Origin of the sequence: Nonomuraea sp. NPDC048881, from assembly GCF_040649795.1 — a bacterium.
GTDB lineage: Bacteria > Actinomycetota > Actinomycetes > Streptosporangiales > Streptosporangiaceae > Nonomuraea.
In genome coordinates, this window is record NZ_JBEZGC010000002.1 from 538,742 (window position 1) to 552,501 (window position 13,760).

General features: G+C 71.3%; 18 protein-coding genes. 8 read left to right on the forward strand and 10 right to left on the reverse strand.

What is annotated here, in order from left to right; all coding sequences use genetic code 11:
- Positions 1-8 precede the first annotated feature (8 nt).
- From AB0C33_RS08050 to AB0C33_RS08075, 6 genes are all read right to left on the reverse strand, one after another.
- On the reverse strand, positions 9-713 hold the full coding sequence (locus tag AB0C33_RS08050) for a sirohydrochlorin chelatase (RefSeq protein ID WP_358284818.1): 705 nt from the start codon (positions 711-713) through the stop codon (positions 9-11).
- A gap of 59 nt (positions 714-772) precedes the next feature.
- Complete coding sequence (locus tag AB0C33_RS08055) at positions 773-1,501, reverse strand: phosphoadenylyl-sulfate reductase (RefSeq protein ID WP_358284820.1); 729 nt, start codon at positions 1,499-1,501, stop codon at positions 773-775.
- Complete coding sequence (locus AB0C33_RS08060) at positions 1,498-1,641, reverse strand: Insertion element protein (RefSeq protein WP_103955276.1); 144 nt, start codon at positions 1,639-1,641, stop codon at positions 1,498-1,500. The genes AB0C33_RS08055 and AB0C33_RS08060 overlap by 4 nt, the downstream gene beginning before the upstream one ends.
- Entirely contained in the window at positions 1,638-3,311 is a 1,674-nt protein-coding gene (locus tag AB0C33_RS08065; RefSeq protein ID WP_358284822.1) for a nitrite/sulfite reductase, read from the reverse strand. The genes AB0C33_RS08060 and AB0C33_RS08065 overlap by 4 nt, the downstream gene beginning before the upstream one ends.
- A 103-nt stretch (positions 3,312-3,414) precedes the next feature.
- Positions 3,415-3,498, reverse strand: coding sequence for a putative leader peptide (locus AB0C33_RS08070; protein ID WP_311132608.1), 84 nt, complete (start codon positions 3,496-3,498; stop codon positions 3,415-3,417).
- A gap of 67 nt (positions 3,499-3,565) precedes the next feature.
- On the reverse strand, positions 3,566-3,691 hold the full coding sequence (locus tag AB0C33_RS08075) for a hypothetical protein (protein ID WP_352328175.1): 126 nt from the start codon (positions 3,689-3,691) through the stop codon (positions 3,566-3,568).
- A gap of 55 nt (positions 3,692-3,746) precedes the next feature.
- Here AB0C33_RS08075 and AB0C33_RS08080 point away from each other — a divergent pair, with 55 nt between their 5' ends.
- From AB0C33_RS08080 to glyA, 4 genes are all read left to right on the forward strand, one after another.
- Positions 3,747-4,511, forward strand: coding sequence for a TIGR03084 family metal-binding protein (locus tag AB0C33_RS08080; protein WP_358285967.1), 765 nt, complete (start codon positions 3,747-3,749; stop codon positions 4,509-4,511).
- Between the two features lie 54 nt (positions 4,512-4,565).
- Positions 4,566-4,940, forward strand: coding sequence for a YccF domain-containing protein (locus AB0C33_RS08085; protein ID WP_352363810.1), 375 nt, complete (start codon positions 4,566-4,568; stop codon positions 4,938-4,940).
- Positions 4,941-4,998: 58 nt separating this feature from the next.
- Complete coding sequence (locus AB0C33_RS08090; RefSeq protein ID WP_358284824.1) at positions 4,999-5,931, forward strand: YihY/virulence factor BrkB family protein; 933 nt, start codon at positions 4,999-5,001, stop codon at positions 5,929-5,931.
- A gap of 148 nt (positions 5,932-6,079) precedes the next feature.
- Positions 6,080-7,333: a serine hydroxymethyltransferase gene (glyA, locus tag AB0C33_RS08095; protein ID WP_352328178.1), complete on the forward strand. Its 1,254-nt coding sequence runs from the start codon at positions 6,080-6,082 to the stop codon at positions 7,331-7,333.
- Between the two features lie 55 nt (positions 7,334-7,388).
- Here the strand turns inward: glyA and AB0C33_RS08100 are convergent, their stop codons facing one another.
- The gene (locus tag AB0C33_RS08100) at positions 7,389-8,387 is read right to left on the reverse strand and encodes a zinc-dependent alcohol dehydrogenase family protein (RefSeq protein WP_358284826.1); all 999 of its coding nucleotides are present in this window, start codon (positions 8,385-8,387) and stop codon (positions 7,389-7,391) included.
- 87 nt (positions 8,388-8,474) lie between these two features.
- On the opposite strand from AB0C33_RS08100, the gene AB0C33_RS08105 reads away from it, so the two are divergent.
- On the forward strand, positions 8,475-8,798 hold the full coding sequence (locus AB0C33_RS08105) for a helix-turn-helix domain-containing protein (RefSeq protein ID WP_358284828.1): 324 nt from the start codon (positions 8,475-8,477) through the stop codon (positions 8,796-8,798).
- A gap of 54 nt (positions 8,799-8,852) precedes the next feature.
- Here AB0C33_RS08105 and AB0C33_RS08110 read toward each other — a convergent pair whose 3' ends face one another.
- Both AB0C33_RS08110 and AB0C33_RS08115 read right to left on the reverse strand, forming a co-directional pair.
- Positions 8,853-9,575: a zf-HC2 domain-containing protein gene (locus AB0C33_RS08110; RefSeq protein WP_358284830.1), complete on the reverse strand. Its 723-nt coding sequence runs from the start codon at positions 9,573-9,575 to the stop codon at positions 8,853-8,855.
- Positions 9,572-10,060 carry a sigma-70 family RNA polymerase sigma factor gene (locus AB0C33_RS08115; protein ID WP_358285969.1) on the reverse strand — a complete coding sequence of 163 codons (489 nt, stop codon included), beginning with the start codon at positions 10,058-10,060 and terminating at the stop codon, positions 9,572-9,574. The genes AB0C33_RS08110 and AB0C33_RS08115 overlap by 4 nt, the downstream gene beginning before the upstream one ends.
- 343 nt (positions 10,061-10,403) lie before the next feature.
- Between AB0C33_RS08115 and rsgA the strand changes: the two genes are divergently transcribed.
- Positions 10,404-11,501 (forward strand): ribosome small subunit-dependent GTPase A, encoded by a 1,098-nt coding sequence (gene rsgA, locus AB0C33_RS08120; RefSeq protein ID WP_358284832.1) that lies wholly within the window; start codon positions 10,404-10,406, stop codon positions 11,499-11,501.
- An 85-nt stretch (positions 11,502-11,586) separates the two neighbouring features.
- Positions 11,587-12,213, forward strand: coding sequence for a phosphoribosyltransferase family protein (locus AB0C33_RS08125; RefSeq protein ID WP_358284834.1), 627 nt, complete (start codon positions 11,587-11,589; stop codon positions 12,211-12,213).
- A gap of 32 nt (positions 12,214-12,245) precedes the next feature.
- Here AB0C33_RS08125 and AB0C33_RS08130 read toward each other — a convergent pair whose 3' ends face one another.
- A complete protein-coding gene (locus AB0C33_RS08130) occupies positions 12,246-12,617 on the reverse strand; it encodes an ATP-binding protein (RefSeq protein WP_358284837.1) in 372 nt (123 codons plus the stop codon).
- 231 nt (positions 12,618-12,848) lie between these two features.
- On the opposite strand from AB0C33_RS08130, the gene AB0C33_RS08135 reads away from it, so the two are divergent.
- Positions 12,849-13,730 (forward strand): helix-turn-helix transcriptional regulator, encoded by an 882-nt coding sequence (locus AB0C33_RS08135; protein ID WP_358284839.1) that lies wholly within the window; start codon positions 12,849-12,851, stop codon positions 13,728-13,730.
- Positions 13,731-13,760: the final 30 nt, after the last annotated feature.

The following is a 13,760-nucleotide window of genomic DNA, read 5'->3' on the forward strand; positions in this document are numbered from 1 at the left end:
CTGAGGGCTCAGCCGGCCACGGGCAGGCGCTCGCGCAGGGCCGACTCGTACCGCTCCAGCAGCACGTCCACCAGCTCGGGCGCCGGGCCGAGCACGTCGGCGCAGACGGCCGGGGCGGTGGTCCGGCGGATTCGGTCGGCGAAGAAGCCGGGAGCCAGCAGGTAGGGGGCGACGGCCACCCGCGGCGCGCCCGCCGCCCGAAGCCGCGCGACGGCCTCCCCGGGCGTCGGCCCGGCGGCCGAGGCGTAGGCCGCGGTCACCGTCCACCAGCCGGCGCGCCGCCAGGCGCGGGCCATGCCGGCGATCACCTCGTTGGCCCTGGCGTCGCTCGACCCGGCCGAGACCAGCACGACCGCCGTCTCCGGGTCGCCGGCCGGCACGCCCGCCTCCGCCAAACGCCGCTCCAGCGCCGGCAGCAGCAGCGGGTGCGGCCCGAGCGTCGTGCCGTAGCGGACCCGCAGGCGCGGATCGCGCGCGCGGGCCTCGTTGAGCGCGGCGGGCAGATCGACCCGGCTGTGGTAGGCCTCGGTGAGCAGCAGCGGCAGCACCACGGCCTCGCTCAGCCCGTCGAGCGCCTGACCCAGCGTGGGCGCGCAGTGGTCGAGGTAGGCCACCCGCACCGGCAGCTCAGGACGCGCCAGGCGCACCCGGTCCAGCAGCGCGGCCACGGTGGCGGCGGCACGCGGGTCGCGCGACCCGTGCGCGACCGCCACCAGTGGCACGCGCCCGGGGGCCGGCCCGTCTGCCAACGGGACGCGGCCCCTGCCGGGGATCACAGGTGAATGCCGCATTCGACCTTCCCCAGCCCCGCCCAGCGGCCGCTGCGCGGGTCCTCGCCCTCGGCGACCTGGCGCGTGCACGGCGCGCAGCCGATCGAGGGGTAGTTGTCGTAATGCAGGGGGTTGATCAGCACGCCGTTGTCGGCGATGTAGTTGTCGACGTCCTCCTGCGTCCAGGCGGCGATCGGGTTGACCTTCACCATCTGGCGCTTGGCGTCCCACTCGACGACCTTGGTGTCCGTACGGCTGGACGACTCGTCCCGGCGGATGCCGGAGATCCACGCCAGGTACGGCTCCAGCGCCCGGTTGAGCGGCTCGACCTTGCGCAGGTAGCAGCACAGGTCGGGGTTGCGGCCGAACAGGCGCGGCCCGAGGTCGCGATCCTGCTCCTGGACCGTCCTGGACGGCTTGATGTCGATCACGTTGACGTCATAGACCTGCCGCACGGCGTCCCGGGTGCCGATCGTCTCGGCGAAGTGGTAGCCGGTGTCGATGAACAGCACGTCCACGCCCGGTTTGACGCGGCTCACCAGGTCGATGAGCAAGGCGTCGCTCATGGAGGACGTCAGGCACAACCGGTCGCCGAACGTCGCCGCGGCCCACCGGATGATCTCCCGGGCCGGGGCGCCCTCAAGGAACGTGGCGGCGGACTCGACGATGTCCTGCAGGTCGAGCGTGCCACGCTGATCTCGCAAACCCACCTCGATGTCGACGAGCGTCATATCTTCACTCCGATTCCGAGAAACTTCAGCTTGAAGGCGCGGGCGCAGGCGCGGCAGTACCAGCCGCCGTCCCCCTCGTAGGGCTCCAGGTCCTCGTCACCGCAGTACGGGCAGTGGAAGGGGACCGCTCGCGTGGTCATTTCAGGTCCGCCTCGTCCGCGCGCTGCACCCAGTCGGCGAAGGACTCGCCCTCCTTCTTCTGGGCGTCGTAGTTGCTCACCACGCGCTCGACGTAGTCGGGCAGGGCCTTGGCGGTGGTCTTCAGTCCGCGCACCTTGCGGCCGAAGCCGGAGTTCACGCCGAGCGAGCCGCCCAGGTGGATCTGGTAGCCCTCGACCTGGTCGCCGTTCTCGTCCACGACGAGCTGGCCCTTCAGGCCGATGTCGGCGACCTGGATGCGGGCGCAGGAGTTGGGGCAGCCGTTGACGTTGATGGTGAGCGGCTGCTCGAAGTCGGGCAGCCGCCGCTCCAGCTCGTCGATCAGGTGCGCGGCGGTGGCCTTGGTCTCGACGATGGCGAGCTTGCAGTACTCGATGCCGGTGCAGGCCATCGTCTGGCGGCGGAACGTGGAGGGGTTGACCTGCAGGTCGTTGGCCTCCAGCTCGGCCACGATGGACTCCACCCGGTCCGGCGCGACGTCGAGGACGACCATCTTCTGCTCGACGGTGGTGCGCACCCGGCCGGAGCCGTGCCGCTCGGCGATGTCGGCGATCACGTGGAGCTTGTCGCCGTCGAGACGGCCCACCTTGGGCGCGAAGCCCACGTAGAAGTTGCCGTCCTTCTGCGGGTAGACGCCCACGTGGTCGCGGCGGCTGCCGCGCGGCAGGGTGGGCGCCGGGCCGTCGGGCAGGCTCTCCTTGACGTACTCGGTCTCCAGCACCTCGCGGAACTTCTCCACGCCCCAGTCGTTGACCAGGAACTTCAGCCGGGCCCTGTGCCGCAGCCGCCGGTAGCCGTAGTCGCGGAAGATGCCGATCACGCCCGCGTACACGTCGTCGACGCGGTCGGGGCTGACGAAGACGCCGAGGCGCTTGGCCAGCATCGGGTTGGTGGACAGGCCGCCGCCGACCCACAGGTCGTAGCCCGCCTCGCCGTGCTCGTTGACGACGCCGACGAAGGCGACGTCGTTGATCTCGTGCACCGTGCAGTGGGCCGGGCAGCCGCTCAGCGCGCTCTTGAACTTGCGCGGCAGGTTGGAGTACTCGGGGTTGCCGATGAACTGCCGGTTGATCGACTGGATGTCGTCGGTGGCGTCCAGCACCTCCTCGGCGTCGATGCCGGCCAGCGGGCAGCCCAGGATCACCCGCGGGGTGTCGCCGCACGCCTCGGTGGTGGACAGGCCGACGGCCTCCAGGCGCTCCCAGATGTCGGGCACCGACTCGATCTCGATCCAGTGGAGCTGGATGTTCTGCCGGTCGGTGAGGTCGGCCGTGCCGCGCGCGTACTCGTTGGCGATGTCGGCGATCGTGCGGAGCTGGCGCAGGTCGAGCTGGCCGCCGTCGATGCGCACGCGGAGCATGAAGTAGCGGTCGTCGAGCTCCTCCGGCTCCAGGATCGCGGTCTTGCCGCCGTCGATGCCGGGCTTGCGCTGGGTGTAGAGGCCGTACCAGCGCATCCGGCCGCGCAGGTCGGCGGGGTCGATCGAGTCGAAGCCGCGCTTGGCGTAGACGTCGATGATGCGCTGGCGGACGTTGAGCCCGTCGTCGTTCTTCTTGTTCTCTTCGTTCTTGTTCAGCGGTTCCCGGTAACCGAGGGCCCATTGGCCCTCGCCGCGCGGGCGCTTGTGATGCCGGCTGGCAGGGGTGCTCATTGCGCGTCCTTCGTTTTGTGGGCGCGCGCAGCGTTCCTCCTGCCTCGTCGTCGAGTGCAGGGGTTCAGGTGGGTGCGACGCGCTCTGCGGTAAAGAAGATGAGTTAGCGGGCGTCGCAACAGATGGCACTGCGGACACGCTGAAGGTCGACGTGGCGTCGACCGACGAGCATGGGGTCCGCTGGCATACCTTGAAGATACTCCGGAGATCCCGGATGTCCAAGATGGGGTCCAGAGTCTGGACTCCGCGGGCCCCTAACCCTGGCGCGGCCAGTCGAGCGGCGACTCCTGCGGCCGCTCCTCGCTCTGGTGCTGGCAGTCGCACCAGGAGCCGCCGCGGCAGTCGTCGTGACGCTTGTCCTTGCAGCTCTCGCAGATCACGTCTGCATTATTCTCCCAGAACGTTGTTCGGGTTAGGCTGGCGCGCGTGGACCTCATGGCCGGACTGCTGGCCGACCTCCGGGCCGAGAGCGATTCCCTGGAGGCGTTGCTGGCGCCGCTGCGCCCCGCCGACTGGGAGACGCCCACGCCCGCCGCGGGCTGGGCGGTGCGCGACCAGGTGAGCCACCTGGCCTGGTTCGACGACGCCGCCGTGGTGTCGGTCACCGACCCCGACGGCTTCCGTGCCCTGGCCGCGCGGGCCGGCTCGGTTGACGAGCTCGCCGAGGCCGCGCGCGGCCTGCCGCCGGGGGAGCTGCACGCCTGGTTCCGCGCGTCCCGCGCCCGGTCGCTGGAGGCGTTCGCGACGCTCGGCGCGCGCGTGCGGGTGCCGTGGTTCGGGCCGGCGATGTCGGGGGCGTCCTTCGTCACCGCGCGCCTGATGGAGACCTGGGCCCACGGCCAGGACGTGGCCGACGCGCTCGGCGTCGCCCGGGAGCCCACCGAACGGCTGCGGCACGTGGCCCTGCTCGGCGTCCGCGCCCGGCCCTACAGCTTCGCCGCCCGCGGCCTGCCCGAGCCCGCCGGGCCGGTACGCGTCGAGCTCACCACCCCCGGCGGCGACCTGTGGACCGCCGGCCCCGCGGACGCGCCCGCCGCCGTACGCGGCCCGATGCTCGACTTCTGCCTGCTCGTCACCCAGCGCGTGCACCTGTCGGACACCGCCCTGGAGCCGGCCGGCGAGCCCGCCCGCGCCTGGATGGAGATCGCCCAGGCGTTCGCTGGGCCGCCGGGGAGCGGGCGGCCGCCCAGGTCAGGGTAAGTTCAGGGTCGTACCGGATGACGTCGGCGGCACGGCCGGTGACATGCTGTGAGCATGCGGACCATTCTGAACGTCATCTGGCTCGTGTTCGCCGGCATCTGGCTGGCGATCGGCTACGCCGTGGCCGGGATCATCTGCTGCATCCTCATCGTCACCATCCCGTTCGGCATCGCCTCGTTCAGGATCGCCGCCTACGCTCTGTGGCCGTTCGGCCGTACGGTCGTGCGCGATCCAGACGCCGGCGTCTTCTCCCTCATCGGCAACGTCATCTGGTGCGTGGTCGCGGGCATCTGGCTGGCGATCGGGCACGTGGTCACCTCGATCCCCCTGTTCATCTCCATCATCGGCATCCCCATGGGCATCGCGAACCTCAAGCTGATCCCCGTCTCCCTCCTCCCGCTGGGCGCGCGCATCGTGGACAACGACTAGGGCAGGAGCCGGGACGTAAGCTGTCCCGGAGAGTCACTGCGAAATACCGTTGGGTGCCATGACGTCCACCAATGCGCCTTCCCGGTCCAGGAGGCGGCTCGCCTCGAACGCCCGGGCCAGGCTGAACTGGGTGCTCGACACCAAGTCGTGGGCGATCGTGCGCGCGGCCACGAACGCCGGTGTCAACTACCGGGTCACCGGCCTGGCCGGCGAGGCCGCGTTCTTCGCGCTGCTGTCGCTGCCGCCGTTCGTGCTGGGCCTGATCGGCGTGCTGGGCAAGCTCGGCACCTGGCTCGGCGGCGGCGTCGTCACCGAGGTCAAGAGCTGGGTGATCGAGCAGGCCGGGCTGCTGTTCACCGACGACGCCGTCAAGAAGGTGATCAACCCGCTCATCACCGACGTGCTCAGGGACGACGCCAACAAGGTGTCCATCATCTCGCTGGGCTTCCTGCTGTCGCTGTGGTCGGGCTCGCGGGCGCTCTACGTCTACGTCGACCTCATCTCGGTCGCGTACGGGTTGGGGGAGGAGCGCGGCATCATCCGCACCCGGCTGATGTCGTTCGGCCTCTACGTCGTCGGCCTGATCATCGGCATCATCGTCATGCCGATCCTGGTCATCGGCCCCACCCTGCTCAAGGATGCCCTCCCCGGCGAGTACGGCATCCTCATCGACATCCTCTACTGGCCCGTCGTGATCAGCGGCTCGGTGCTGTTCCTCACCGTGCTCTACCACGTCAGCGTGCCGGTGCGGACCAAGTGGTACCGGGAGCTGCCCGGCGCGATCCTGGCCCTGTTCCTGTGGATCGTGTGCGCCGCCGTGCTGCGGGCGGTGCTGGCGGCCTGGTTCTCGCCGGTGTCGGTCTACGGCTCCCTGGCCGCCCCGATCGCGCTGCTGCTGTGGCTGTACATCACCGCCCTGGCCGTGCTCATCGGAGCCATCCTCAACGCCGAGGTCGACCGGCTCTGGCCGGGCGTGAGCCGGACCAAGTAGCGGGACGAGCGGCCGGTTGCGCATCCGCTATCGTCTAGGGCGACGCGACTGGCGCATTCGGTGGGATCGACCACCAGGGAGCGAATCAACCGGGAGCGGAGGCCGAGCGCCTGGGTCTTCGCCAATTGTCAATGATGACAGGGGAGTCATGAGTTCTCTTGCTAGCGCCGACCCGCAGCTCGCCGAGCTCATCAAGGCGGAGGAGCGCCGCCAGGCCGACACCGTCAAGCTGATCGCGTCCGAGAACTACGTGTCCAAGGCCGTGCTCGAAGCGACCGGCACGGTGCTGACCAACAAGTACTCCGAGGGCTACGCGGGCAAGCGCTACTACGAGGGCCAGCAGGTCATCGACCAGATCGAGACGCTGGCGATCGAGCGGGCCAAGGCCGTGTTCGGCGTCAACCACGCCAACGTCCAGCCGTACTCGGGCTCGCCCGCCAACCTGGCCGTCTACCTGGCCTTCCTGCAGCCCGGCGACACCGTGCTCGGCATGGGCCTGCCCTTCGGCGGCCACCTGACCCACGGCTGGTCGGTCTCGGCCACCGGCAAGTGGTTCAACCCGGTCCGTTACGGCGTGCGCCGCGACACCGGCCGCGTCGACCTCGACGAGGTCCGCGAGCTGGCCCTGGAGCACCGGCCGAAGCTGATCTTCTGCGGCGGCACCGCGATCCCGCGCACGATCGACTTCGAGGGCTTCGCCTCCATCGCCCGCGAGGTCGGCGCCGTGCTCGCGGCCGACATCGCGCACATCGCCGGCCTGGTCGCGGGCGGCGCCCACCCGTCCCCGGTGGGCCACGCCGACGTGATCTCCACGACCACCCACAAGACGCTGCGCGGCCCGCGCGGCGCCATGCTCATGGCCACCAGCGACGAGCACGCCACCGCGCTCAACAAGGCCGTCTTCCCCGGCCTCCAGGGCGGCCCCCACAACCACACCACCGCCGCCATCGCCGTCGCGCTGCACGAGGCCGCCCAGCCGTCCTTCCGCGACTACGCCCACCAGGTCGTCGCCAACGCCAAGGCGCTGGCCGAGGAGCTGTCCAGCCGGGGCTTCGACCTGGTCTCCGGCGGCACCGACAACCACCTGATCCTGCTCGACCTGACGCCCAAGGGCATCGGCGGCAAGCCCGCCGCCCAGGCGCTCGACCGGGCCGGTCTGGAGACCAACTACAACGCGGTGCCGTTCGACACCCGCAAGCCGTTCGACCCGTCGGGCATCCGCATCGGCACCCCGTCGGTCACCTCGCGCGGCATGGGCGAGGCCGAGATGCGGCAGATCGGCGCCTGGATGGACGAGGTCGTCACGGCCCTGGCCAAGGGCGACGCCGAGGACGTCATCACCCGCGTCCACCACGAGGTCAGCGAGCTGACCGCCCAGTTCCCGGCCCCCGGCCTGTCCTGATCCAGCGGCCCGCCCGTCCGGCCCGTCCCGCCCCTCGCGGCGGGCGGCCGGACGGTCAGTGCCGGACCGTCACCACGATCTTGCCGAACTGCGCGTTCGACTCCAGGCGCCGGTGGGCCCGCACGATCTCCTCCAGGTCGAACGTGCGGTCCACCACCGCCCGGAAGGCCCCCGAGCGCAGCCCCGACGCCACGAACGCCGCCGCCCGCCGCAGCCGCTCGGGCACCCGCGTCGTCTCGTGCATCGTGTACGTCCGCATGTTCAGCGCCGGCATGCCGAGGTCGATCCCCGGATAGGGCGTCGGCTCGCCGCTCAGCGCGCCGTACACCAGCAGCAGCCCCTCGGGGGCGACCACTCTGGCCAGGTCCGTCACGCCCGGCCCGGCCACGGCGTCGAAGACGAACTCCGCGCCGCGCCCGCCCGTGGCCGCCAGCACCCGCTCGGTCACGTCCTCCTCCCCGGTGACGATCACCTCGGCCGCGCCCTCCTTCAGCAGGGCCTCCTTCTTGGCCGCGGTGCGGGTGAGCGCGATCGGCGTGGCGCCCATGCGGTCGGCGACCCGGATGGCGGCCAGGCCCACGCTGCTGGAGGCGGCGTTCAGCACCACCGTGTCCCCGGGACGCATCCCGCCCACCTCCACCAGCGCGCCGTAGGCCGTCACGTACGGCATCCACACGGCCGCGCCCTCCACGGGGTCCACCCCCTCCGGACGGGGCAGCACCGCAGCCGCCGGCACGACCGCCCGCCCGGCGTACACGCCGTAGTCGTTCTGCGAGAACGCCGGCACCGTGCTCACCGGCTGCCCGGCCCGCAACCCGGTGACGCCCGCGCCCACCGCCTCGACCACCCCGGCGGCCTCGGTGCCCAGCCGGGCGGGGAAACTCCGTACGGGCTCGATGTAGTGGCCGCTGCGGAACAGCGCCTCGGCCCGGTTGAGGCCGATCGCGTCCACCCGGATCCGCACCTCGCCGGGCCCCGGCTCGCCGGCCGCCACGTCCGCCAGCTCCAGCACCTCGGGCCCGCCGAGCTCGTGGAACAGCACCGTCCTGGTCATCACATCGTCCTTCCGCGTCAGAGGCCGCCATTCAACCGCCGAAGTACGACTGCCGTCAAACTTCGATGGATGTCGTACTATGGACCCATGGACGCCGACCGCACCCCGGACCACCCCGACCTGCGCGAAGTCACCCTGCAACGGGTTCTCGAAGCCCTCGTCGACCCGGTCCGGCGCAGCATCGTCACCCAGCTCGCCACCGCCGCCGGCGACATCAGCTGCGGCGGGTTCGACATCTCGGTGAGCAAGTCCACCGCCACCCACCACTTCCGGGTGCTGCGCGAGGCCGGCCTCATCCGGCAGCACTACGCCGGCACCTCCCGCCTGAACACCCTGCGCAGGGCCGAGTTCGACCAGGCGTTCCCTGGCCTGCTCGACGCCGTCGTCACCGCCGACCGCGCGTCCGCCTGAACGCGGCGAGGCCCTCCCGCCCGCGGCGGAAGGGCCTCGCGCGGGTCCGCGACCTCAGGTCCTGACGGTGAGCAGGGTCGTCCCCGTCCTGGTGACCACCTCGAAGCGGTCGATCTCCGCCAGCGGCGTGGCGCTGCCGCCGTGCATGTAGAGCGGGGCCGGCGAGCCCGGCACGCCGTAACCCGGCGCCGGCACCGACCATCCGGTCATCACCCGCCGCTCGCCCGACTTGCCCACCGACACCAGCTCGCACTCCAGCGGCCCCTTCACCCCCGACAGCTTGAGCGCGGCGTGCGTGCCCCAGCCCTTCGACTCCACCACCAGCCCGCCCGACACCCCGCCGACGCCCTTGCCCGCGATCGGCGTGCCGTCGGCGTAGAACTGCTCGGCCGGGCCCATGTGGTCGGCGCGTCCCGCCATCGCCTGCGGCGGGTCGCCGCCGCCGGTGAGCTGCGTGCCGACGGTCAGCCCGCCGGCCACCAGGGCGACCGCCGCGGCCATCCCGAGCAGGAACGTCCCCCTGCGGGCCCGCCGGTCGGCCGCCTTCTTGCGCTGGAGCAGGTCGACCACGCCGGCCTGCCCCTCACGGGGAGGAGGGCCGGCGTCCTCCAGGGGGCCGATGCCGTGCAGCACGCTCGCGACCCCCGCCAGGTCCGACAGCTCGAAGCGGCAGGAGGGGCAGGTGCGCAGGTGGGACTCGAAGGCCAGCCGGTCGTCCTCCTCCAGCAGGCCGAGGGCGTAGGCGCCCACGTCGGTGTGCTCGACTTGCGAGGTCACGCCGTCACCCCCCGCTCCTCCAGCGCGACCCGCAGCGCGCGGACCGCGTAGTAGACCCGCGACTTCACGGTGCCCACCGGGATGCCGAGCGCGGCGGCGGCGTCGTTGACCGACCGGTCCCGCAGGATCGTCTCGTTCAGGATCTCGCGATGCGCCGGTGACAACGCCTTCAGCGCCTCCGACACGACCACCTGGCGCAGCAGCCCCTCCAGTTCGTCCGGCACCGGCACGCAGTCCAGCGCCCCGTCGCCCGACTCCGGCGGGCGCGCCTCCCTGCGCCGCCGGTCGTCGATCACGATGCGTCTGGCCACCGTGGCGAGCCAGGGCATGAGCGAGACCGAGTCGGGGTCCAGCCGCTCCGCGCTGCGCCAGGCCCGGATCATCGTCTCCTGCACCACGTCTTCCGCCCACTGCCGGTCGCCCGCCGTCAGCCGTACCACGAAGGCCAGCAGCGGCCGGTGGTACTCCCGGTAGAGCGCGGACACGACCACCTCGTCGTCCGGTCGCACCCGCCGGATCAGATGGCGTAGGCGCGGCTTGCCCACCGGGGCCGTCCCCTCGGCCGAGGGCGGGGGATACGTGCTGATCCGCATCATTCCCCTTTCTCGCGTCCGTCGGGAGGGAGTACGCTCGGCCGCCCTGGCGGGGTTCAACGGATCGCCGAACATAATGCGATTGCATCTGCCGGGACAGGGTGGTTAGAGTCGCATTCGTAACTGATCGAGGAGGTGAGGGCTATGCGGGTCGTTCTGTTCCGCCTGTCGTCCGTCTACCTCCGGGCCCTCGTCTGAGCTGCCCGTTTCCTTCTCGATCAAAGGTTTCACCGTCTTGTCTTACGACCTTTCCCTGCTCGGCTGGACCGATCTGCGCGCCGCCGAGCTTCCTGCTGACACCGTCCCGGCGCGGGTGGCCCGCGTCGACCGCGGCGCCGCCGAGGTGATCGCCGCCGACGGTCAGCACCACGTCCGCTACGGCGCCCGCGTGCGCCGTTCCTCCGCCGACGACCCGGTGGCCCTGCCGTGCGTCGGCGACTGGGTCGCGCTCAGATGGCTGCCCGAAGGCCGGTACGAGCTCGACCAGGTGCTCTCCAGGACCACCGCGTTCATCCGGGGCGGCGTGAGCCGCCACTCGACCGGCGGCCTGTCCGGCGACGGCCAGGGCCAGGTGCTCGCGGCCAACGTCGACGTCGTCTTCGTGGCCGAGCCGTCCATGCACTCGACCGACTTCGCCGACCTCGGCCGCATCGAGCGCCTGGTGGCGCTGGCCTGGGAGTCCGGCGGCACGCCCGTCGTGCTGGTGACCAAGTCCGACCTGTTCGAGGCGGGCCTCGACGAGCTGATGGCCGACGTGCGCGCCGCCGCGCCGGGCGTCGACGTGCACGCCGTCTCCTCGGTGCTGGGGGAGGGGGTCTCGCTGGCCGCGAGCTACCTGCACGGCTCGCGTACGGCGGTCGTGCTCGGGCCTTCCGGCGCGGGCAAGTCCACCCTGGTCAACGCGCTGGCCGAGACCGGCGTAATGGACACCCAGCAAGTGCGCGCGGCCGACGGGCGCGGGCGGCACACCACCGTCCACCGGGAGCTGATCCCGCTGCCCGGCGGCGGCCTGATCATCGACACCCCGGGCATCCGCCGGATCGGCCTCTACGACATCGGCGAGGGCGTCGACCTCGTCTTCGCCGACATCGAGCAGCTGGCCGAGCGGTGCCGCTTCGCCGACTGCGGGCACGTCAGCGAGCCGGGCTGCGCCGTCCTGGACGCCATGGAGAACGGCGAGCTGCCCGAACGCCGGTTGCAGAGCTGGCGCAAGCTGCAGCGCGAGGCCGCCTGGATGGCGTCCCGCACCGATGCGCGGCTGCGTAAGGAGCAGCAGAACAAGTGGAAGATCATCCACAAGGAGATGCGCCGCTCCAGCCGCTACCGCCCCTGACCGTCCCCGGCCGGCTTTCTCGCCTTCCTCCTGGCTGGTGCGGGAGGAAGGCGAGTAGAGCCGGTCGTGCGGGTATGCACAGGTCATGCGGGTGTTCGCGGATCGGGCCGAGGCCGGGGCGTTGCTGGCCGAGCGGCTGCCGGAGGTGCGCGACCCCGTCGTGCTGGCGTTGCCGCGCGGCGGGGTCGCCGTGGCCGTGCCGGTCGTCCGCCGGCTCGGCGGCGAGCTGGACGTGCTCGTCACCCGGAAGATCGGCTACCCGCCCGCTCCCGAGCTGGGCGTGGGGGCGATCGCCGAGGGCGGCGAGCCGGTGTTCGACCTGACGATGCTCGACCGGCTGGGCCTGACGCCCGAGGACGTGGCCGACGTGGTCGAGCGGGAGCGGCACGAGCTGGCCAGGCGGGTGCGGGCCTACCGGGGCGACCGGCCGCTGCCGCCGCTGGCCGGACGTGAGGTGATCGTCGTGGACGACGGCCTGGCCACGGGCGTGACGGCACGGGCCGCCCTGCGCGCGGTGGCCGCGGCCCGCCCCGCCAGGGTGACGCTGGCCGTGCCGGTCGGCGCGGAGGAGACCGTCGAGATGATGCGTGCGGAGGCCGACGAGGTGGTGGTGCTGCTGACCCCGATCGACTTCAGGGCGGTCGGCCAGTGGTACGAACACTTCGACCAGCTCACCGACGACGACGTGCTCGACCTCCTGGAGCGGCGGTGACCCTCACCGGACGGCGCCGCTCGTACCGGTGTCTATGCGGACAGGACCGCCCAGACCAGCTTCCGCGAGCCGCCGGGGGCGAACCAGCCCCACGCGCTGCAGAGCGCGTCGACCAGCCGAAGCCCGCGCCCGAATTCGGCGAACACGTCGGCCGGCGCCGCCACCGGGACGGTCTGGCTGTGGTCGGTCACCACGCAGGCCAGCTCGGGCCGGCGGAAGAGCAGCCGGAGCTGCACGGCTCCGCCGCCGTGCCGCATCGCGTTCGTGACCAGCTCGGAGACCACCAGTTGCACGTCGTAGGCCAGGTCGGCGGCGGCCCACGAGGTGAGCGTCTGGTCCACGAACCGCCGGGCCATCGCCACGCAGGCCGGTTCGAACGCGGTGCGCTCGTGGAAGGGGAACACCGCGTCGCACTCTCCGGCGCGCCCATCCACCAGAATGGTGGCGAGCCACCCTGGTGGCCCGGAACCGATGGCGGCTTGCGGCCGAGCGTCGAAAGTCGTCATTCTGGCCCCCGAAGCGCGGTCTGGTGATCCAGTGCCCATCTTTACGGGGTGTGGGTAGTGATGCAAGACTTTTCGTGTTTTACCGATGCGAATACCATCTGCACGTGCAGATGATCTAGGAGCGGTCGAGTGAGCGCACAGAGCGCGGAGGGAAAGCTTCTCAGCTACACGCCGGGAAGCCCGACGGTGCTGCGGATCCTGCTGGGTACGCAACTGCGCAGGCTCCGTACCGAGAAGGGTATCTCCCGGGAGGATGCCGGGTACTCCATTCGCGCATCTCATGCGAAGATCAGCCGACTTGAGCTCGGTCAGGTCAGTTTCAAACAACGGGACGTCGCCGACCTGCTCACCCTCTACGGCGTCACCGCCCCGGACGACCGCGAGCCGCTGCTCGCCCTGGCCCGGCAGGCCAACGCGCCGGGCTGGTGGCACAAGTACGGCGACCTGCTGCCCGGCTGGTTCGAGGTCTACATCGGGCTGGAGGGGGCCGCCTCGGCCATCCGCACGTTCGAGAACCAGTTCGTCCCCGGCCTGCTGCAGACGCCCGCGTACGCCAAGGCCGTGATCCGGCTCGGCAACGAGAAGGCGCTCGACCCCGAGCTCGACCGCCGCGTCACCCTGCGCACCACCCGGCAGAAGCGGCTGGAGAGCGGGCTCAAGCTGTGGGCCGTGATCGACGAGGCCGTCCTGCGGCGGGGGCTCGGCGGGGCCGGCGTCATGCGGGAGCAGATCCGCCACCTGCTCGACGCCACGGAGGAGCGCAACGTCACCGTCCAGGTGATGCCGTTCGAGAGCGGCGGGCACGCGGCGGCCGGCGGTTCGTTCAGCATCCTGCGTTTCCCCGAGCGCGAGCTGCCCGACGTGGTCTACATGGAGCAGCTCACCAGCGCCCTCTATCTGGACAAGCCGGCCGACTCCGACCACTACATGGAGGTCATGGACCGGCTGAGCATCCAGGCCCTGGAGCCGAAGCAGACACGGCGCTTTCTGGAACAGCTCATTTCCGGATGAGCTGCTGAAACTCCTGTGATCCACTCCATA

Coding starts and splice junctions, on each gene's coding strand:
- AB0C33_RS08055 (WP_358284820.1), bottom strand. CDS start 1,501: ATGACGCTCGTCGACATCGAGGTGGGTTTGCGAGATCAGCGTGGCACG.
- AB0C33_RS08060 (WP_103955276.1), bottom strand. CDS start 1,641: ATGACCACGCGAGCGGTCCCCTTCCACTGCCCGTACTGCGGTGACGAG.
- AB0C33_RS08065 (WP_358284822.1), bottom strand. CDS start 3,311: ATGAGCACCCCTGCCAGCCGGCATCACAAGCGCCCGCGCGGCGAGGGC.
- AB0C33_RS08070 (WP_311132608.1), bottom strand. CDS start 3,498: ATGCCAGCGGACCCCATGCTCGTCGGTCGACGCCACGTCGACCTTCAG.
- AB0C33_RS08080 (WP_358285967.1), top strand. CDS start 3,747: ATGGCCGGACTGCTGGCCGACCTCCGGGCCGAGAGCGATTCCCTGGAG.
- AB0C33_RS08085 (WP_352363810.1), top strand. CDS start 4,566: ATGCGGACCATTCTGAACGTCATCTGGCTCGTGTTCGCCGGCATCTGG.
- AB0C33_RS08090 (WP_358284824.1), top strand. CDS start 4,999: ATGACGTCCACCAATGCGCCTTCCCGGTCCAGGAGGCGGCTCGCCTCG.
- glyA (WP_352328178.1), top strand. CDS start 6,080: ATGAGTTCTCTTGCTAGCGCCGACCCGCAGCTCGCCGAGCTCATCAAG.
- AB0C33_RS08100 (WP_358284826.1), bottom strand. CDS start 8,387: ATGACCAGGACGGTGCTGTTCCACGAGCTCGGCGGGCCCGAGGTGCTG.
- AB0C33_RS08105 (WP_358284828.1), top strand. CDS start 8,475: ATGGACGCCGACCGCACCCCGGACCACCCCGACCTGCGCGAAGTCACC.
- AB0C33_RS08125 (WP_358284834.1), top strand. CDS start 11,587: ATGCGGGTGTTCGCGGATCGGGCCGAGGCCGGGGCGTTGCTGGCCGAG.